Consider the following 18,681-nt stretch of genomic DNA (forward strand, 5'->3'; position numbering starts at 1 on the left):
AACCCTTGATCCAGAGCGGCCCAATCCCGCCTGAGCACACCGACCCGAACGTTCGTCCCATTCCACAGCGGCAAGCATGACAACTCTAGAAAAAAATAGAAGTAGGACTCTTCCGAAAATCCATTGGATTTTACAAACGATTTACCGGCGACAACACTCAACAACAAAAGTGCCATCAATTTGATGGCATTTCATTTTTCTGAAACTTTATTCAGCTCGTGAATGCTGCACTTCAGTGCTAACTCAATAATTATCGAAGTGACTTCCTACAGTCATTTCCTTCAATCGGCACAATACTTTCACGCCCAGAATACTCTGACAAATGTCAGGGATACTTCTTACATCAATTTATTTCCTGCGTTGCTAGCGTGCCTTGGCAAATTCTTTTCGCGTGGCGATCAGGGAGGATCGGACACCGCGCATCGACTCACTTTTGCTTAAGGACAAGCGTATGTTCAGCACGGGCAGTTGCGCGCCTTTTATCCTGCAAGTCCCCGGCGTTCTCCACGACTTCAAGGTGCTCGCATTTGAGGGTGATGAAGCCATCAGCCGCCTGTACGCTATGCGGGTCGAGCTGGTCAGCGAACGTGCAGATATCGATCTGGAAGGCCTGCTCAGCCAACCGGCATTTCTGCAATTCGGGTTCAACAACGAGGGGATTCACGGGCGCATCGAAGATGTGCGGGTGGGTGAAAGTGGAAAACGCCTGACCCACTATGAGCTGACGCTGGTGCCTGCGTTGCATTATCTGCAGTTCAGTCATGACCAGCGGATTTTTCAGAATCTGACCGTCCCGCAAGTCATCACTCAGGTTCTCCAGCGTCATGGCATCCAGACCGACGTCTTCACCTTCCATGTCAGCACCAGCGCCGTACGTGAATACTGCGTGCAGTATGGGCAATCCGACTTCGACTTCATCCAGCGTTTGTGCGCCGAGGACGGCATTGCCTGGCATCACCAGCACTCGCCCGAGCAACACATGCTGGTGTTCACTGACGATCAGGTGTTTTTCCCAAGGCTTGGGCCGACGCCTTATCGACAAGGCTCAGGCATGGTTGCCGAGCACCCGGTTATTGATCGTTTTACCTTGGCCTTGAAAACCCGCACCAGCACTGTCACCCGTCGCGACTATGACCTGAAACGTCCCAGCCTGCTGCTCGAAAGTCGCTTCACCGCCGAGTTCACGCCCGAGCTGGAGGACTATCGTTACCCACTCTTGATGAAGAGCGAGAAGCAGGGCAAACAGCTCGTGCGCCAGGCTCTGGAGCGGCATCGCAGCGACTACCAGCGGGTCGAGGGTGCCAGCAATCAGCCGACGCTGCGCAGCGGCTACTTGTTCAACCTGATCGAGCATCCGCGCAAGGACTGCAACGACATGTGGTTGCTGGTGAGCCTGCAACATTACGGGAAACAGCCACAGGTCCTTGAGGAAGCCGCCGGCAGCCCTACAACACCCATCGATGGTTTCACTCAGGGCTATCGCAATACCTTCAGCGCCACACCCGCGGATGTGATCTACCGACCTCGACTACCCGCACAAAAGCCCTTGCTGGTCTGCCAGACCGCACGCGTCACCGGTCCGCCCGGCGAAGAGATCTTTTGCGATGAGTACGGTCGGGTTCGCGTCGAGTTTCCTTGGGATCGAGCAGAACTCGGTAGCGACAAAAGCAGTTGCTGGATACGGGTTGCCTCCAGTTGGGCGGGTGAAGGTTTCGGCGCGATGACCATTCCGCGCGTGGGCATGGAAGTGGTCGTGACGTTCCAGGAAGGTGACCCGGATCAACCGCTGATTACCGGCTGCGTGCCCAACAAGCTCACCTCCCCTGCCCATCCATTACCGGCGCAAAAGACCCGAACGGTTCTACGCAGTCAGAGTTCACCACGCAGCGGCGGCTACAACGAACTGTCGATCGAAGACCGCGCCGGGCAGGAGAAAATCTACCTGCGCGCCCAGCGCGACATTGAGCAACTGATCCTCAATGACAGCCGCAGCCAGATCAGCCATGACCGTTTTGAACAGGTGGGCAATGACAGCACCACCCTGATCGAAGGCAAAGAGCTGCGCACCCAACACGGCGTGCGCAGCACCGTGATCAATGCCGATGATCTGCTCACGATCAGCGGTACCAGCAGCCTGTCGGCAGGTTCGCTGGTGATTCAGGCCGGCCAACAGGCGCGCATCACTGCCAACAATATCGTGATCGACGCCGGTTCCAGCCTGACGCTGACGGCAGGAGGTCATCACATCGTGATCGACGCCAGCGGGATCTTCAGCAGCGTGCCGATCGTTCAGGGCGGCGCGCCGCTGGCCGGTATAGCGCCGCTGCAGGCGCTGCAAGCCTCGCCCGGCCAATCCATGGCAGACATCGCCAGCCCCGCATCCATCGTCGCCAGCGCCCGCCAACAGGCCGTGGACTACTGCCCGCTATGCGAAGCCTGTCGCGCCGGCCAGTGCAGCATCGGGGAGGTCGCATGAACACACTCGAACAATGGTTGTACGAGCAAGCACAATCGAGTCGAGATCTGGTGCTGATGCTCGACTCACTCGATCACCTCGAAGAGCGCATCGCGCTGAGCAACGAATTGGGTGCCGCTCACTACCGCAGTCTGTATGGGGGCACCGCAGCGAATTCGCTGGCACAAAGCGGCCCGTTTCTTTTTCACATCGGCACAGTCAGACATCCGCTGATCCAGGTGCTGCTGAACGCACCCGAGCGGCATTGGGGCTGGCTGGGCAGCGCCAGCCACGTTGACCTCGATACGCTGTCCGCGCACTGGCGCGCACGCATAGTCACTGGCGAGCGACCGAATCAGGCGGTGTATCGCGTGCACGACAATCGCGTAATCGGTCGCGCGCTTGCGCATCTGCCACCGGAGCAACACGCGCTCTTGCTCGGGCCGATGGCCAGCGTCTGTTACTGGCACGCCGACCAATGGACGGTCACCGACAATCCTGACCCGGGTGAGCATCCGCTGCCGGCAGATCCGCCGTGGCTGCACACCCCGATACCGGAACAGGTTTACGCCAACGTGTTGTTCGATAACGCCGGACGCTATCTGGTCGGCGAACACACTGAAGCAATGGCGGTGCTTGCCGAGCAGTTCGATGTGGATGACTGGATCTGGGGGCAGGTGCAACTGAGCCAGCTGTGGGGCTGGCAACAGCCGCAACAGGTGCATTTCCTGCTGACCCAAGGCCTGAAGGCACCGGGATTTCTACCACCGAAAATCTGGCTGCCCAAAACCGGGGAAGACCCGGCGGCGCACTTTGAGCGGGTGTATCAACAGACCTTGTATCTGCAGGAGAACGGCGTCGTATGACAGGAGTATTACGATGTCTGGCGCTTGGCGGTTGCGTCGCCCTGAACCTGGGGTGTTCTGTTACGGGCAAGTCGAACACTTTTACTTTTGTTCCCGACTTGCCGCCCAATTTCAAATACGACCTGACGGCCACCTACGTGCCCGCCAAAGATCAGACATGCTTGGTTCCGGGTGGCAAAGATACCCAGCTTGGATTCAATAAAACCAACATGGTCTACGAGCCTACTTCGCGAATCCCGCTTTACAGAACCGTGAGCAACTGCCCGCTGGCGCTGAATCATGTGGAGGTCAGGATCATCGGCGTTTTTGGTTCTGGACGAAGCAACAGTAGCTATGACTACGCCTCATTTGCCGTGCGTCCAGAGTTGTTGGAGCGGCACATGGGGACTTTCGCCGAAGACGGCACGGGTGAGTTCTTCGGTGAATGCATGTGGTTTTTCCGCACGGTCAGCCCCAAGCGTTACCTCATAAAAATGTTGAGATGCAAAAAAATGGACGAGCAGGGCAATGTCGGTCGAAGCCGCCCTTCCACGGCATACACGCTGACGCAACTGCCGGGAAAAACGGTGAAATTGAAGATCAAGTTGGCAGATGAAGAAAGGCCCGGCTGGGGTGACACCTGGGTCCAGGTTCCCGGCGGCTGGAAGCGCTGTATGGGTGAAGGTCTCGAAGATCAGCGTGGCTATTGCAATGGAAACTACAAAGACTTCAGCACCTTCAGGATGGTGGATGAGCGGGTTTGCACCATTTATCCGGGCTGCACGGAAAACAAGGATGCGACACCATGATGGATCAAAAAACACCGCGTTCGCGGTTGTATTTCCCGCACTTCAAACGAGTCCTTCAGTGCCTGACATTGAGCACTTGCCTTGCTCTGACATTGGGTTGCTCGGCTGTGGGAAAACCAAACACATTCACCTTTGTTCCCGAGCTTCCACCCAACTTCAAATACGAACTAAAAGCCATCTACCTGCCCCTCGAAGGCGAAACGTGCCGAGTGGCGGGAAAGCCGGATTTCTGGGTCAGCTTCAATAAACCCAACATGGAATACGTCAGCACTGCGGAAATTGAGCTGTACAAAACAGCGAGTGACTGCCCGCTGTCCTTGAACAAAGTGGAAATCAAGATCATCGGCGTTTTTGGCCCAGAGCGGAGTGATAGCAGCTATGACTACGCCTCATTTGCCGTACGTCCAGAGCTGTTGGAGCGACACATGGGGACTTCCGACGAAGACGGTACAGGTGAGTTCTTCGGTGAATGCATGTGGTTTTTCCGCACGGTCAGCCCCAAGCGTTACCTCATAAAAATGTTGAGATGCAAAAAAATGGACGAGCAGGGCAATGTCGGTCGAAGCCGCCCTTCCACGGCATACACGCTGACGCAACTGCCGGGAAAAACGGTGAAATTGAAAATCAAGTTGGCAGATGAAGAAAGGCCCGGCTGGGGTGACACCTGGGTCCAGGTTCCCGGCGGCTGGAAGCGCTGTATGGGTGAAGGTCTCGAAGATCAGCGTGGGTATTGCAATGGAAACTACAAAGACTTCAGCACCTTCAGGATGGTGGATGAGCGGGTTTGCACCATTTATCCGGGCTGCACGGAAAACAAGGACGAGACCCCATGAGCATTGAACCGTTGGATCGGAGCGTCGCAGTATTTATGCAAGGCAACATCCACGCCTGCCCAATGCGCGGACATTCGACAAGCTTTCAACTAGTGGACGAGTTTGGTGATGGCAAACCCTATGCTGGGTTGACGTACGAAATTATCGATTATGAGGACACCGTTTACACGGGAAAACTGGATACCGCGGGTTCTGGCAACGTGAACAACCATTACTGCGGCCCGGTAGTAATCAAGTTCAACCAGGCCTTTAAAGGAACAGAAGCATTCTATAAAGATTTAAGGACAAGAGAGCACTACCCCCTCCCCATCACCGAACTCCAGGTTCGTGCCGAGAAAACCCGCTTCTTCAGCAAATCAGGCGTGCGTACCCTGGCCAACCCAGCAAAAGACCTTGCCGAGAGCAACGCCTACTACCAGGTTGAAGTCAGCGAGCTGGTCAAACATTTAGCGCACTTGCCGCCTCTGGCAGAGCGCCGTGATCCACCGAATATGGTGGTGCACAGACTAATGCGATCCACGCCCCAAACCCGAACGTTCATGCAAATTGATACCAATGCTCCGGACGGAGGAATGGGCGCGATTTTCAGTCAGGCGGACATGGCCTCGGTCGAGCTGGGTTTCTCCCCGCCACCGCCAAAACCCAAGGGCATTGCCCTGTTGCCGAACAAGCACCATGTACTGGAGGTGCGCCCCATGCGGGCGCTACGCCCAATGTTGTCGACCGGCAACGAATTCTGCGCACTCAACCTCTATCAACTGTCGTTGATGGCGACCCTGAGTTACACCGACTTCGGTCAGGAGCCGAACACGCAACCGGTCAAGACCGACCGTGTGAGTTTCCCCGTGCAGCCCAGCAGCGGCAATTGGTTCGGCCATGCACTGCCGCAGTTTGATGAGTTGTGGAAAGTCGATGCGTCGCAAACGCAGAAGTACTACCCGTTGTATGAAGAAGTACCTTACTCGAAACGGCTGGAAGTAGTGCCGTTCGATCCACAGCTCTATCCCGAGGTGAATGATCCGGCACTGGGGGATCAACAGGAACTTCCGGCCAAGCTGCACTTTTTCGATGACCGTAATAAGGACAACAGTACAGACACCCAAGCCTTCATTACGCATCACGACGAGCTGTTATTGATCAGTGTCCGGGGAACCAGCGAAACGTTACCCGATGGTTTGCGTGATGGAGACGCCTACCAGGTTCCTTTTCAAGAAGGAGAAGGCAAGGTGCACCGTGGATTCTACGGGGGTGCACAAGCGGTTTTCCCGTTTGTCGTGAGCTATCTCGAGAGATTCTACAGTGGGCAAAAACTGCTGATTACCGGACACAGCCTGGGCGGGGCGATCGCACTTATCTTGTCCGAAATGTTGCGCCGGAATCAGCGCTATCAGCCAGATATCGTGCTCTACACCTACGGCGCCCCGCGCGCCGGCGACACGACCTTCATCAACAGCGCCCAACCACTGATCCACCACCGCATCGTCAACCAGAACGACCCTGTACCGAGCGTGCCCGCCACCTGGATGAACACCTATGCCAGACCCAAGCCGATGTATACCGCAAACGGAGTGGTACTGGCCCTTAATCCGGTCGCCGGTTTTGCTTTGCTGGTCTGGGGGATGAGCAATTTTCTGGGGGACGATTACGGGCATCATGGTGAACTGCGCCATTTCATGCCGGTGGTGTTTGGCAAGGAACACAAGTCATCCATTCTCTGGCAGCCGGGTTGTAGCATCATCAACGATCACGGTTGCGCCGAAGCCTTGCGAAATATCAATGGCTCGCCCAGGCGCGGCGCTTTTCTTGAGCAGCTCTTCGCGGCAGGCGATCACTCAATGATTGGCAGCTACATCCCCGGCTGCTGGGCCAGCTTGCGCCGCTGGCAAGAGGCGCAGCAATTCCAACGCTCTTTGGTGACTTACCGGGAGTTCGAATGGGTTAGCGGCGCCTTGAAGAATCTCAAAGACCAACTGAGTGCCGTGAAGCGCAATCTCCGAGACCACCCAAGTGCTTATGTCCGGCACGAGGAAAAAACCCACAAGACGGCGGTTCTCGACAGAGAAATCAGCAAAATAGAAATGACCCACGCTCGACTGGTCGCCCTGCACGGCCAGCGAGTCACAGAAGCCGACGTCTACGGCAGCTATGCCGACCAACCTGAGTGGGTGCAGGAAAACCTGCGGCGCTGGAACGCCCACCCGGAAAACCTCGTTCAGGAACAACTGGCGATGATCCCCCCCGCCGCCCAGGACCATGATGCAGCGATCGCGGCAATGACCGGAGGGCATGCCGTCGGCGCGCCGTTTCAGCTGGATATCGATTCGATTGTGTAATGGCTAAACAACGCGCGGGCAAACCTTGGTTATGCCAGAATCCAATGCCAAAAAATTCGGCACCCTCTACTAAGGCTGGTAAGGAGCTTCACCTCATGGAATTGAAAGCCATTTTTTTCGCAGCACTTATTTGCCTGCCAACCACTCAAGCGTCAGCGGACACCCCGTCACTGGACGGTCATTACTATCTGACCGGCGCAATGGAAATGGGCGCCGAGTTGCTGCTGCGCAAGGACGGCACGTTTGACGCCGGCGTGGCGTATGGCAGTGCAGATGGGTTTGCCAAAGGCACCTGGCAGGTGGAGAACAACACCTTGACGCTGAAGAGCGAAACCAAACCGGCGTCAAACAGCGATTTGTCCGGCCTGTTTCAGGATCTGCAACTGGCGATCGAACCGAATTGCCTGGCCGTGGATTTCGGCAACGGCAAGGCCTGCTTCCGGCGTCAATAAGCCGATTTGCAGCCACAAAAAATGGGCACCCGACCGCAATCGGTGTGCCCATTTTTTTATTGCGCTGCTCCCCGTTATTCGGAGAGTTCGCCGCAGTTAAGGATTGACGCTGTCTTTCAACGACTTGCCTGGCTTGAATGCCACGGTGTTGCTGGCCTTGATTTTCACCGGTTCACCGGTTTGCGGGTTCTTGCCGGTGCGGGCGCCGCGGTGGCGTTGCAGGAAGGTGCCGAAGCCCACCAGCGTGACGCTGTCCTTGCGGTGCAGAGCGCCGGTGATTTCTTCGAGGACGGCGTTGAGAACGCGGTTGGCCTGTTCTTTGGTCAGATCCGCTTTTTCAGCGATTGCAGCGGCGAGTTCTGGTTTACGCATTAGTGAAGCCCCTTTGACGGTTTTTTGTTGTTATGTCCGTGCTGTTCTCGTTGGAACAGCGCCCAAGGCGCCGCAGGCTCTACTCTGCGGCAGACGGGAGTGAGAATGGCACGCGGATACCGGCGGCGCCAGTCTCCCCGCGACCTTTGTGGGGGCAAAAGCGGGGTGATTCCGACAGAACGACCGGTATTTACGCCAGCAGGGCCGGAAGCTGTTTGTTCAGGGCGAGTTTTTCCATCACTGCCGCGCCGGTCAGCGCGTAGCCGAGCAACTGACCATCGGCGCTGTGACACAGGGCCTTGATGTCCGCGCCCTGCCCTTCGACGGTCCAGACGCCTTCGCTGCCCCGTGGCGGTGGCGAAACGACCAACGGGCACACCGGGGTTTTCACCGTGATCGGCATCGCGCCGTAGCACACGGCCGTCGGATTGCCGGCCAGGGTTTGTGCCAGCGCACGCGCACAGCTCATGAGGGGCATCACGTACAACAGATTCAGCCCATCGACCTCGGCGCAGTCGCCCAGGGCGTAGATATTGGCGTGGGAAGTCTTCAGGTAGCGGTCGACTACGACACCGCGATTGACCTGCACGCCCGCAGCCGCCGCCAGATCAATGCGCGGGCGCAGGCCGATGGCCGAGACCACTACATCGCAGGCAATCACCTGACCGTCGGACAAATGCGCTTCCAGACCGTCAGCAACCTTCTGCAGGCGAGTCAGCACCGGGCCCAGGTGGAAACGCGCGCCCAGGCTTTCCAGCCCGGCCTGCACGGCTGCTGCAGCGGCCGGGTGCAGCAGCATCGGCATCACTTGCTCGCACGGTGCAACCAGTTGCACCTCATAGCCGCCGAGGATCAGGTCGTTGGCGAATTCGCAGCCGATCAGCCCGGCGCCTAGTAGCAATACGCGGCGCTTGCCCGCAGCGGCGGCACGAAAACGCGCATAGTCTTCGAGATCATTGATCGGGAACACCATGTCTGCGCCATCGCCTTCGATTGGCACTCGCACGGTTTCCGCGCCCCAGGCAAGGATCAGGTCGCGGTAGTACACCGCTTCTTCGCCGATCCACAGGCGCTTGTGGCCGGCGTCGATGCCGCTGATGCGCGTGTGGGTGCGCACTTCGGCCTTCAACTGCTCGGCCATGGCGCCGGGTTCGGCCATGCTCAGGCCATCGGCGTCCTTGTTCTTGCCGAAACCGGTGGAGAGCATCGGTTTGGAGTAAGAGCGCCCGTCATCGGCAGTAATCAGCAGTAGCGGAGTTTCGCTATCAAGCTTGCGAAACTCGCGGGCCAGGTTGTAACCCGCAAGCCCGGTGCCGACGATTACGACAGGTGCGTTCATGCCTTACTCCTTGGTTTTTTCAGTTGATTTCGATCATTTCGAAGTCCATCTTGCCGACGCCGCAATCCGGGCACAGCCAGTCTTCCGGTACGTCCTGCCACAGAGTGCCCGGCGCGATGCCGTCATCCGGCCAACCGTCAGCTTCGTTGTAGATCAGGCCGCAGACGATGCATTGCCACTTTTTCATTCAGGTACTTCCTCAGGTTTCAGGCTTTTGTCGGCGCGGACGGTCGATGGTGATTGCGCTGCCATCCGGCTCAGGGCGTTTTGTACTGATGGTGCCGGGCAGATGCAAGCCTGTTCGGCGCAACGGCGACCCGGATCAATCAAATTCGCAGCACGCCATGTTAAGCTCGCCGCCTCATTTGCGGCCAATAATGACTCATTGTGCAACATTCAAATGCCTGCCCGGCCCCGCTCTGGCTGACTCAAAGCCGACTGACGCCCCTTCCCGATCCGTTGACCCTGAACTGGTTGTTCGACGAAGGCTCGCTGACCCGCCGCCTGACGCGGCTGTCCGATGACGGCTTCAGCGTCACGCCGTTGTTCGAAGGCTGGGACACTCTGCGCAACGACGAATGCGCGGCGCTGGACCTCGTCGAAGGCAGCGAAGGCTGGGTGCGCGAGGTGTACCTGCGCGGCCACGGCGAGGCCTGGGTGTTCGCCCGCAGCGTGGCGTCGCGCGCCGCCCTGCAAGGCGACGGCTTGCACATGGACGAACTGGGCAGCCGCTCACTGGGCGAACTGCTGTTTTGCGACCACGCCTTTCAGCGCCGCGCCATTGAGGTCTGCCACTTCCCGCAGGACTGGTTGCCGCCAGCCTGCCGCGCGCCCGAACTGTGGGGCCGCCGCTCGCGCTTCGACCGTGGCGCCTTGAGCGTGCTGGTGGCGGAGATTTTCCTGCCGACGCTGTGGAAAGCCGCCCGCGCCCATCCGGAGAACTGCTGATGTATCAGAGCCTGCTCAAGTCCCTGAACCGCTTGAATCCACGCGCCTGGGATTTCATTCAGCTGACGCGCATGGACAAGCCGATCGGCATTTACCTGCTGCTATGGCCAACGCTATGGGCACTGTGGATTGCCGGCAAGGGCTCGCCGTCGCTGGCCAATATCGTGATTTTCGTGCTCGGTGTGGTGCTGACCCGCGCCGGCGGTTGCGTGATCAACGACTGGGCGGATCGCAAGGTCGATGGCCACGTCAAACGCACCGCGCAACGACCGCTGGCCAGCGGCAAGATCAGTTCGAAAGAGGCGCTGGTGTTCTTCGCGCTGCTGATGGGCGTGAGTTTCCTGCTGGTGCTGTGCACCAATGCGCCGACCATCTGGCTGTCGCTGGGCGGCCTGGCGCTGGCCTTCACTTATCCGTTCATGAAGCGCTACACCTATTACCCGCAAGTGGTGCTGGGCGCGGCATTCTCGTGGGGCATGCCGATGGCGTTCACCGCCGAAACTGGCGAACTGCCCGCCGCCGCGTGGCTGCTGTGGATCGCCAACCTGTTGTGGACGGTGGGTTACGACACCTATTACGCGATGACCGATCGGGATGACGACTTGAAGATTGGCGTGAAATCCACGGCGATTCTGTTTGGCGAGGCGGACCGGGTGATCATCCTGAGCTTGCAGGCGTTGTCGCTGGGCTGCCTGCTGCTGGCCGGCTCGAAGTTCGAGCTGGGGACGTGGTTTCATCTCGGCTTGTTGGTAGCTGCTGGCTGCTATGCGTGGGAGTTCTGGTACACCCGTGACCGCGACCGCATGCGTTGCTTCAAGGCGTTTTTGCACAACCACTGGGCCGGATTGGCGATCTTTGTCGGGATCGTGCTGGATTACGCGTTGCGCTAAACACATACCTGCAGGAGTGAGCCTGCTCGCGATGGCGGTGTGTCAGTCGAAATCAATATTGGCTGACAAGTCGCCATCGCGAGCAGGCTCACTCCTACAGGGGATTTGCGTTTACTTGTGCTCGCGCATCACGTGCCAGACATCCTTCATGCCATCGCCCTTCATGTCGCCTGGTTTTTCATCCATTTTGAAGGTGTAAAGCGGCTTGCCGTCATATGCCCATTGCATCATGCCGTCATCACGCTTGATGGGGGTGAATTTGCCTTCAGCCTTGGCACCTGCCGGCGCCATCATCGGCGGCCAGTTCTTCGCGCAATCGCCATTGCACATCGATTTACCGCCCGTGTCCTTGTCGAAGGTGTACACGGTCATGCCTTTGTGATCGGTCATCATGCCGTCTTTCATCATGACCGGGTCAGCGGCGAACGCCATCGATGGTAATGCAACGGCAGCAGCCAGCAGCAGGGCTTTGAAAGAAGCAGTCATTTGAGTCATGGAAGCCTTCTTTTGTGGTTGTCAGGATTCGGACTTAGAGCTTAGTCCAGGATCACGCCAACCGCCGGGCGACTAAAATACTGTCACACGACTGCAATAATTCCGTTATCTAATGCGGCGCAAGACAGTTAAATGACAAGAGGATTAAGGCATGGTTGGCAGGAGCATTCTGATCGTCGACGACGAAGCGCCCATTCGCGAAATGATCGCCGTTGCGTTGGAAATGGCCGGCTATGACTGCCTCGAGGCGGAGAACTCGCAGCAGGCACACGCCATCATCGTTGACCGCAAACCGGACCTGATCCTGCTCGACTGGATGCTGCCCGGCACCTCCGGCATCGAACTGGCCCGCCGCCTCAAGCGTGATGAGCTGACCGGGGATATCCCGATCATCATGCTCACCGCCAAGGGCGAAGAGGACAACAAGATCCAGGGTCTTGAAGTTGGCGCCGACGACTACATCACCAAGCCGTTTTCCCCACGCGAACTGGTCGCCCGCCTCAAGGCCGTGCTGCGCCGCGCCGGCCCGACCGATGGCGAAGCGCCGATCGAAGTCGGCGGCCTGCTGCTCGACCCGATCAGCCACCGCGTGACCATCGACGGCCGTCCAGCCGAGATGGGGCCGACCGAATACCGCCTGCTGCAATTCTTCATGACCCACCAGGAACGCGCCTACACTCGCGGGCAGTTGCTGGATCAGGTCTGGGGCGGCAACGTCTATGTTGAAGAGCGCACCGTCGACGTGCACATCCGCCGCCTGCGCAAGGCCCTCGGCGATGCCTACGAAAATCTGGTACAAACCGTGCGCGGCACCGGCTACCGGTTTTCCACCAAAGCGTAAAAAGCAGCTGCAAGCTTCTAGCTACAAGCGGCAAGCAAAAACGAGCCGCTCTGACTTGCAGCTTGCGGCTTGAAACTTGAAGCTGTGTTAAGGACGCTCCGTGAATCAAAACTGGCATGGCACCCTGATTCGCCACATGCTGTTGCTGGTCACAGCGTGTCTGGTGATTGGCCTGATCACCGGCTATTACGGCTGGAGCCTCGCTGCCGGCCTGGGCATTTACCTGGCCTGGACGCTCAAGCAATTGTTGCGTCTGCACGAATGGCTGCGCCTGCACCAACCCGATGAAGCACCGCCCGACGGTTACGGGCTGTGGGGCGAAGTGTTCGACAGCATCTACCACCTGCAACGCCGCGACCAACGGGTACGCGGGCGCCTGCAAGCGGTGATCGACCGGGTGCAGGAGTCCACCGCCGCGCTGAAAGATGCGGTGATCATGCTCGACAGCGACGGCAATCTGGAATGGTGGAACCGCGCTGCCGAAACCCTGCTCGGCCTCAAGACCCCGCAAGACAGCGGCCAACCGGTGACCAACCTGGTACGCCATCCGCGCTTCAAGGAATACTTCGAGCAGGACAGCTACGCCGAACCGCTGGAAATCCCCTCGCCGACCAATGATCGGGTGCGCATTCAGCTGTACCTCACGCGTTACGGCAACAACGAGCACTTGATGCTGGTGCGCGACGTCACGCGCATTCATCAGCTGGAACAGATGCGCAAAGACTTCATCGCTAACGTGTCCCACGAACTGCGCACGCCGCTGACAGTAATCTGCGGCTACCTGGAAACCCTGCTCGACAATGTCGAGGAAGTGAACCCGCGCTGGAGTCGTGCCCTGCAGCAAATGCAACAACAGGGCGGGCGCATGCAGACACTGCTCAACGACCTGCTGTTGCTGGCGAAGCTGGAAGCCACCGACTACCCGTCGGACAACCAGCCGGTGCAGATCGATACGCTGCTGCAATCGATCAAGAGCGATGCGCAGCAGTTGTCCGGGCAGAAAAATCAGAAAATTACCCTCGAAGCCGACGGCAAAATCCTGCTCAAGGGCAGCGAGGCGGAACTGCGCAGCGCCTTCTCCAACCTGGTGTTCAACGCCGTGAAGTACACCCCGGCCGAGGGCAATATCCGCATTCGCTGGTGGGGCGACGAGCAAGGCGCGCACCTGAGCGTGCAGGATTCCGGGATCGGCATCGACAGCAAACACTTGCCGCGCCTGACCGAACGTTTCTATCGCGTCGACTCCAGCCGCAACTCCAACACCGGCGGCACCGGGTTGGGTCTGGCGATCGTCAAACACGTGTTGCTGCGCCACCGCGCACGGATGGAGATCAGCAGCGTGCCCGGTCATGGCAGCACGTTCACCTGCCATTTCGCCCCGGCCCAGGTGGCCCAGGCACGGGCCATCAGCGCCGCCGAGTGATACCGGCCAGCACGCGCCACTAGGCAATCGCCAAGTCAGCCGCTACATTGGCTGACTTGTGTCTGCCTTTCAGACGCGATTTCCTCTCTCTTACGAATCACACGGAACCTGCAAAACTCCATCATGGACCCTTCCCCTGGCTTGTCCCTCGCAACAATATTCGCCGATTTCGGCATGATTCTTTTCGCTCTGATCCTGGTTTTGCTCAACGGCTTCTTCGTTGCGGCGGAATTCGCCATGGTCAAACTGCGCTCGACCCGGGTCGAGGCCATCGCCGACAAGAACGGCTGGCGCGGGCACATCCTGCGCACCGTACACAGTCAGCTCGATGCGTACCTCTCGGCGTGTCAGCTCGGTATCACCCTCGCCTCCCTCGGTCTGGGCTGGGTCGGTGAGCCGGCGTTCGCGCACCTTCTCGAGCCGCTGCTGAGCGCGGTCGGCGTGCAGTCGCCGGAAGTGGTCAAAGGCATTTCGTTCTTCACCGCGTTCTTCATCATTTCCTACCTGCACATCGTGGTCGGTGAGCTGGCGCCCAAGTCGTGGGCGATCCGCAAACCCGAGCTGCTGTCGCTGTGGACGGCGGTGCCGCTGTACCTGTTCTACTGGGCGATGTACCCGGCGATCTACCTGCTCAACGCCAGCGCCAACGCGATTCTGCGGATCGCCGGCCAGGGCGAACCCGGCCCGCACCACGAACACCACTACAGCCGCGAAGAACTGAAACTGATCCTGCACTCCAGCCGAGGCCAGGACCCGAGCGACCAAGGCATGCGTGTGCTGGCCTCGGCGGTGGAGATGGGCGAACTGGAAGTGGTCGACTGGGCCAACTCCCGCGAAGACCTGATCACCCTCGAATTCAACGCGCCGCTGAAAGAAATCCTCGCGATGTTCCGTCGCCACAAGTTCAGCCGTTACCCGGTGTACGACAGCGAGCGCCAGGAGTTTGTCGGCCTGCTGCACATCAAGGACCTGCTGCTGGAGCTGGCGGCGCTGGACCACATTCCGGAGTCGTTCAACCTCGCTGAACTGACCCGCCCGCTGGAGCGCGTGTCGCGGCACATGCCGCTGTCGCAGTTGCTGGAGCAGTTCCGCAAGGGCGGCTCGCACTTCGCCGTGGTTGAAGAGGCCGACGGCAACATCATCGGCTACCTGACCATGGAAGACGTGCTGGAAGTGCTGGTCGGCGACATCCAGGACGAACACCGCAAGGCCGAGCGCGGGATCCTCGCGTACCAGCCGGGCAAGCTGCTGGTGCGTGGTGATACGCCGTTGTTCAAGGTTGAACGCCTGCTCGGTATCGACCTGGATCACATCGAAGCCGAAACTCTCGCCGGGCTGGTCTACGAGACGCTCAAGCGAGTGCCGGAAGAGGAAGAGGTGCTGGAAGTCGAAGGCCTGCGGATCATCATCAAGAAGATGAAGGGGCCGAAGATTGTGCTGGCGAAGGTGTTGATGCTGGATTGAGTGCAATGCGGGGAACCGCATTGCCTGCTAAAAGATCGCAGCCTGCGGCAGCTCCTACAGGGATCGCATTCCCATGTAGGAGCTGCCGCAGGCTGCGATCTTTTGCTTTTAGAAGCTTACTGCTTGCCCAACGCAAAGTTGGGCAGCGCCCCCAGTGGCTGGTTGAACTGATACGGAATCGACACCAGCCCCTGCCCCGTATTGCGCTGCACCACAAAGTGCAGGTGCGGGCCGCTACTGTTGCCGGTATTGCCCGACAGCGCCAGTGGACTGCCAACCGCTACTCGCTGCCCCTCGCGCACGCTCACCGAACCTTGCTTGAGGTGCAGGTACACGCCCATCGTGCCGTCGTCATGCAGCACCCGGACGAAATTGCCGGACGCATCATTGCCGCGCCCACTCTGTGAGTTTTCGGTTTTCACCACGACCCCGGTCCGTGCGGCAATGATCGGCGTGCCGACCGGCATGGCGATGTCCATCGCATACCTGTTCTTCGGCCCATAGTGGCTGTACTGACCGTTGGCGCCCTGACTGAGACGGAACGGCCCGCCCCGCCACGGCAGCGGATAGCGATAGCTCTGCGCGGCGCCAGCGGGGTCACCCAGGGAATACTGGAATTGTGGCGAATACACCAGCGGCTGGCCACGGCTGATCGCCGTCAGCAGCGCCAGCCGGGTATTGCTGCGAGCCGGCAGCACCCGGCGAATCGTCTGCGCCGGAGCGCCACGCACATTGCTCAGACCGGTAAAAGCCAGCGCAATCTCGACCGGCGCATACAGATCGTTGCGTACGAACACCACGTCGGTGCCCTTCTGTTTCTTGATATCGAGATACACCTGACGCTCCAGGTGTTCGACCATGCGGTCCTGGAACACGAACACCTGTGAGCCTTTGCTCGGCCGATCGCTGTACGACACCACGCCGTTGGCATCGGTGGATTTGTAGATGGTCATGGCCACAGTCGAGGTGGAGGCCAGGAAAAGACCACAGAAAAACAGCAGGCGCGCGAGCATGGGCAAAGGTTCTGTCGAGTAAGGCCTGGAAAAGAGCCTAGCAGCTCAGACAGACCAGGCTAGTCGACAGATGTTTCAAAATGGGCAGCGCACAAAGCAAAAGATCGCAGCCTGCGGCGGCTCCTACATTGGAATGCGATCCTGTAGGAGCTGCCGCAGGCCGCGATCTTTTTCGATGCGCCGCTTACGCGCCCGGAACGAAGTGCTTCTGCGCCGTACCGCGGGCGATCAGGCGGGAGATGTAGTCGAGCTTCTGCGCATCCTGGTCAACGAAGCGGAAAGTCAGTTGCAGCCAGTCGCTGTCGGCTTTCTGCTCGTGGGCGACGATGGCATGCAGGTAGCCGTTGAGGCGGGCGATTTCGGCGTTGTCGCCCTGCTCCAGGTCGAGCACGGCGCTGTCGAGGATCTGCGGCAGGGTCTCGGTGCGTTTCACCACCAACAGCGCTTCCTTGATGCTCAGGGCCTTGATCACGCATTGCTGGGTGCCGCTTGGCAGGCGCAACTGGCCCTGACCACGACCACCGACCGGCGCTTTCGAGGCAGCCGGTGCCTGCACCGGTGGGCTGTTGAGCAAGCCGCGCGACGGCGCAGCGGCTGGCGCCGGAGCAGCAGCGGCTGGCTTGGCGAACGGATTGACCGCAGCAGCGGCCGCCGGCGCAGAACCGACCACGGCAGGCTTGCCGCCGGTCAACGCGCTCAGGGAATCGTTGCCGAACGCCGAGTTCATCTTGGTCGGTGCGCTGTTCATCAAGGTGTCGAGCTTGCCAACCTTGTTCAGCGCCTGCTTGACCTTGGTCAGCAGTTGCTCGTTGGTGAACGGCTTGCTGACGTAGCCAGACACACCGGCCTGAATCGCCTGGACGACGTTTTCCTTGTCGCCACGGCTGGTGACCATGACGAACGGCATGGTCTTTAGATTGTCTTGTTCGCGGCACCAGGTCAGCAGCTCGAGGCCGGACATTTCCGGCATTTCCCAGTCGCACAACACCAGGTCGAACGCTTCCCTGGCCAGCATGGCCTGAGCCTTTTTGCCATTGACGGCATCCTCGGTGCGGATCCCCGGGAAGTAATTACGCAGGCACTTTTTCACCAGGTCACGAATGAACGAAGCATCGTCCACGACCAACACACTGATCTTGCTCATCCAACACCCCTATAAAAATCCCGGCAAGCATACCGCTTTGCTGATGGCACATTGCCAACAATCTTCAGTCACGCCGGGACTTTTCGTTCGCGGGTGCTGCTTTTTAATTCGATTCGCTGTTCAAGCGCCATAAACAAAAACGCCCGGCCAAAGGGCCGGGCGCTTTTCTCAGGCAATCTTACTTATCGTCAGCATCGCCCGGAACATTAGCGGTTTCGCCGCTTGTGCCTTGAACTTCTTCTTTCATGCGTTTGAGGCCCAGGTGGCGTACGTCGGTGCCGCGCACCAGGTAGATCACCAGTTCCGAGATGTTGCGCGCGTGGTCGCCGATGCGCTCCAGCGAACGCAGCACCCAGATAATGCTCAGAACCCGCGAGATAGAGCGCGGGTCTTCCATCATGTAGGTCGCCAGCTCACGCAGGGCAGTTTTGTATTCGCGGTCGATGACCTTGTCGTACTGCGCCACCGACAGCGCCAGATCGGCATCGAAGCGGGCAAACGCGTCCAGCGCATCGCGAACCATGTTGCGCACTTGGTCGCCAATATGCCGCACTTCGACGTAACCACGCGGCGCTTCGCCTTCTTCGCACAGCTGAATGGCGCGGCGAGCAATCTTGGTCGCCTCGTCGCCGATGCGCTCCAGGTCGATCACCGACTTGGAGATGCTGATGATCAGCCGCAAGTCGGACGCCGCCGGCTGACGACGGGCGAGAATGCGCAGGCATTCTTCGTCGATGTTGCGTTCCATCTGGTTGATCTGGTCGTCGATCTCGCGCACCTGCTGGGCCAGACCCGAGTCGGCCTCGATCAGCGCGGTGACCGCGTCGTTGACCTGCTTCTCGACCAGCCCGCCCATGGCCAGCAGGTGGCTGCGCACTTCTTCCAGTTCAGCGTTGAACTGCGCGGAAATGTGATGAGTGAGGCCTTCTTTGGAAATCATGCGTTCGCTCCGAAAAAGCGTTTAACCAAAAGCTGCGAGCTACAAGCTGCAAGCTGTTATGTGGTGATCCATGCCGCTTCGCTTC

At 59.0% G+C, this 18,681-nt stretch carries 18 protein-coding genes; 11 read left to right on the forward strand and 7 right to left on the reverse strand.

From position 1 onward, the window contains the following. The first annotated feature begins 451 nt into the window (after window positions 1-451). The 6 genes from tssI (at window position 452) to BW33_RS02445 (ending at window position 7,727) form a co-directional block, all read left to right on the forward strand. Complete coding sequence (gene tssI / locus BW33_RS02420) at window positions 452-2,476, forward strand: type VI secretion system tip protein VgrG (RefSeq protein ID WP_047596843.1); 2,025 nt, start codon at window positions 452-454, stop codon at window positions 2,474-2,476. Continuing rightward, a complete protein-coding gene (locus BW33_RS02425; protein WP_047596845.1) occupies window positions 2,473-3,321 on the forward strand; it encodes a DUF4123 domain-containing protein in 849 nt (282 codons plus the stop codon). Before tssI ends, BW33_RS02425 begins: the two co-directional genes overlap by 4 nt. After that, on the forward strand, window positions 3,318-4,109 hold the full coding sequence (locus tag BW33_RS02430; protein ID WP_047596847.1) for a hypothetical protein: 792 nt from the start codon (window positions 3,318-3,320) through the stop codon (window positions 4,107-4,109). Before BW33_RS02425 ends, BW33_RS02430 begins: the two co-directional genes overlap by 4 nt. Beyond that, on the forward strand, window positions 4,106-4,942 hold the full coding sequence (locus tag BW33_RS02435; RefSeq protein WP_236645183.1) for a hypothetical protein: 837 nt from the start codon (window positions 4,106-4,108) through the stop codon (window positions 4,940-4,942). The genes BW33_RS02430 and BW33_RS02435 overlap by 4 nt, the downstream gene beginning before the upstream one ends. Next, window positions 4,939-7,275, forward strand: a complete 2,337-nt coding sequence (locus BW33_RS02440) for a lipase family protein (RefSeq protein WP_047596850.1) — start codon at window positions 4,939-4,941, stop codon at window positions 7,273-7,275. The genes BW33_RS02435 and BW33_RS02440 overlap by 4 nt, the downstream gene beginning before the upstream one ends. A gap of 95 nt (window positions 7,276-7,370) precedes the next feature. Further along, a complete protein-coding gene (locus BW33_RS02445; protein WP_047596852.1) occupies window positions 7,371-7,727 on the forward strand; it encodes a hypothetical protein in 357 nt (118 codons plus the stop codon). Window positions 7,728-7,823: 96 nt separating this feature from the next. On the opposite strand, the gene BW33_RS02450 is transcribed toward BW33_RS02445, so the two are convergent. The 3 genes from BW33_RS02450 to BW33_RS02460 all read right to left on the reverse strand — a co-directional run bounded on the left by BW33_RS02450 (window position 7,824) and on the right by BW33_RS02460 (window position 9,625). Further along, window positions 7,824-8,099: an HU family DNA-binding protein gene (locus BW33_RS02450; protein ID WP_003213368.1), complete on the reverse strand. Its 276-nt coding sequence runs from the start codon at window positions 8,097-8,099 to the stop codon at window positions 7,824-7,826. A gap of 190 nt (window positions 8,100-8,289) precedes the next feature. Next, complete coding sequence (locus BW33_RS02455) at window positions 8,290-9,438, reverse strand: NAD(P)/FAD-dependent oxidoreductase (protein WP_047596853.1); 1,149 nt, start codon at window positions 9,436-9,438, stop codon at window positions 8,290-8,292. 19 nt (window positions 9,439-9,457) lie between these two features. Next, entirely contained in the window at window positions 9,458-9,625 is a 168-nt protein-coding gene (locus tag BW33_RS02460) for a rubredoxin (RefSeq protein WP_003437744.1), read from the reverse strand. 200 nt (window positions 9,626-9,825) lie between these two features. On the opposite strand from BW33_RS02460, the gene BW33_RS02465 reads away from it, so the two are divergent. Continuing rightward, window positions 9,826-10,386: a chorismate--pyruvate lyase family protein gene (locus tag BW33_RS02465; protein ID WP_047596854.1), complete on the forward strand. Its 561-nt coding sequence runs from the start codon at window positions 9,826-9,828 to the stop codon at window positions 10,384-10,386. Further along, the gene (gene ubiA / locus BW33_RS02470) at window positions 10,386-11,276 is read left to right on the forward strand and encodes a 4-hydroxybenzoate octaprenyltransferase (protein ID WP_047596855.1); all 891 of its coding nucleotides are present in this window, start codon (window positions 10,386-10,388) and stop codon (window positions 11,274-11,276) included. Before BW33_RS02465 ends, ubiA begins: the two co-directional genes overlap by 1 nt. A 111-nt stretch (window positions 11,277-11,387) precedes the next feature. On the opposite strand, the gene BW33_RS02475 is transcribed toward ubiA, so the two are convergent. After that, the gene (locus BW33_RS02475; RefSeq protein ID WP_047596857.1) at window positions 11,388-11,771 is read right to left on the reverse strand and encodes a COG4315 family predicted lipoprotein; all 384 of its coding nucleotides are present in this window, start codon (window positions 11,769-11,771) and stop codon (window positions 11,388-11,390) included. Window positions 11,772-11,922: 151 nt separating this feature from the next. On the opposite strand from BW33_RS02475, the gene phoB reads away from it, so the two are divergent. The 3 genes from phoB (at window position 11,923) to BW33_RS02490 (ending at window position 15,499) form a co-directional block, all read left to right on the forward strand. Continuing rightward, window positions 11,923-12,612, forward strand: a complete 690-nt coding sequence (gene phoB / locus BW33_RS02480; protein WP_003229608.1) for a phosphate regulon transcriptional regulator PhoB — start codon at window positions 11,923-11,925, stop codon at window positions 12,610-12,612. A gap of 136 nt (window positions 12,613-12,748) precedes the next feature. Continuing rightward, on the forward strand, window positions 12,749-14,035 hold the full coding sequence (gene phoR, locus BW33_RS02485; protein WP_236645188.1) for a phosphate regulon sensor histidine kinase PhoR: 1,287 nt from the start codon (window positions 12,749-12,751) through the stop codon (window positions 14,033-14,035). Between the two features lie 123 nt (window positions 14,036-14,158). Beyond that, window positions 14,159-15,499, forward strand: coding sequence for a hemolysin family protein (locus BW33_RS02490; RefSeq protein ID WP_007962298.1), 1,341 nt, complete (start codon window positions 14,159-14,161; stop codon window positions 15,497-15,499). Window positions 15,500-15,615: 116 nt separating this feature from the next. Here BW33_RS02490 and BW33_RS02495 read toward each other — a convergent pair whose 3' ends face one another. From BW33_RS02495 to phoU, 3 genes are all read right to left on the reverse strand, one after another. Continuing rightward, on the reverse strand, window positions 15,616-16,512 hold the full coding sequence (locus tag BW33_RS02495) for a peptidoglycan DD-metalloendopeptidase family protein (protein ID WP_047596860.1): 897 nt from the start codon (window positions 16,510-16,512) through the stop codon (window positions 15,616-15,618). Window positions 16,513-16,696: 184 nt separating this feature from the next. Beyond that, on the reverse strand, window positions 16,697-17,656 hold the full coding sequence (locus BW33_RS02500; protein WP_047596861.1) for a response regulator: 960 nt from the start codon (window positions 17,654-17,656) through the stop codon (window positions 16,697-16,699). 178 nt (window positions 17,657-17,834) lie between these two features. Then, entirely contained in the window at window positions 17,835-18,596 is a 762-nt protein-coding gene (phoU, locus tag BW33_RS02505; protein WP_007962290.1) for a phosphate signaling complex protein PhoU, read from the reverse strand. Window positions 18,597-18,681: the final 85 nt, after the last annotated feature.

The organism is Pseudomonas sp. RIT288, assembly GCF_000631985.1.
GTDB lineage: Bacteria > Pseudomonadota > Gammaproteobacteria > Pseudomonadales > Pseudomonadaceae > Aquipseudomonas.

Bases quoted from the DNA above. Each gene is read 5' to 3' on its own strand.
- BW33_RS02445 (WP_047596852.1), top strand. From the start codon at position 7,371: ATGGAATTGAAAGCCATTTTTTTCGCAGCACTTATTTGCCTGCCAACC.
- phoR (WP_236645188.1), top strand. From the start codon at position 12,749: ATGCTGTTGCTGGTCACAGCGTGTCTGGTGATTGGCCTGATCACCGGC.
- BW33_RS02500 (WP_047596861.1), bottom strand. From the start codon at position 17,656: ATGAGCAAGATCAGTGTGTTGGTCGTGGACGATGCTTCGTTCATTCGT.
- BW33_RS02430 (WP_047596847.1), top strand. From the start codon at position 3,318: ATGACAGGAGTATTACGATGTCTGGCGCTTGGCGGTTGCGTCGCCCTG.
- phoB (WP_003229608.1), top strand. From the start codon at position 11,923: ATGGTTGGCAGGAGCATTCTGATCGTCGACGACGAAGCGCCCATTCGC.
- tssI (WP_047596843.1), top strand. From the start codon at position 452: ATGTTCAGCACGGGCAGTTGCGCGCCTTTTATCCTGCAAGTCCCCGGC.
- BW33_RS02440 (WP_047596850.1), top strand. From the start codon at position 4,939: ATGAGCATTGAACCGTTGGATCGGAGCGTCGCAGTATTTATGCAAGGC.
- BW33_RS02435 (WP_236645183.1), top strand. From the start codon at position 4,106: ATGATGGATCAAAAAACACCGCGTTCGCGGTTGTATTTCCCGCACTTC.
- BW33_RS02425 (WP_047596845.1), top strand. From the start codon at position 2,473: ATGAACACACTCGAACAATGGTTGTACGAGCAAGCACAATCGAGTCGA.
- BW33_RS02475 (WP_047596857.1), bottom strand. From the start codon at position 11,771: ATGACTCAAATGACTGCTTCTTTCAAAGCCCTGCTGCTGGCTGCTGCC.
- phoU (WP_007962290.1), bottom strand. From the start codon at position 18,596: ATGATTTCCAAAGAAGGCCTCACTCATCACATTTCCGCGCAGTTCAAC.
- BW33_RS02455 (WP_047596853.1), bottom strand. From the start codon at position 9,438: ATGAACGCACCTGTCGTAATCGTCGGCACCGGGCTTGCGGGTTACAAC.
- ubiA (WP_047596855.1), top strand. From the start codon at position 10,386: ATGTATCAGAGCCTGCTCAAGTCCCTGAACCGCTTGAATCCACGCGCC.
- BW33_RS02450 (WP_003213368.1), bottom strand. From the start codon at position 8,099: ATGCGTAAACCAGAACTCGCCGCTGCAATCGCTGAAAAAGCGGATCTG.
- BW33_RS02495 (WP_047596860.1), bottom strand. From the start codon at position 16,512: ATGCTCGCGCGCCTGCTGTTTTTCTGTGGTCTTTTCCTGGCCTCCACC.
- BW33_RS02460 (WP_003437744.1), bottom strand. From the start codon at position 9,625: ATGAAAAAGTGGCAATGCATCGTCTGCGGCCTGATCTACAACGAAGCT.
- BW33_RS02490 (WP_007962298.1), top strand. From the start codon at position 14,159: ATGGACCCTTCCCCTGGCTTGTCCCTCGCAACAATATTCGCCGATTTC.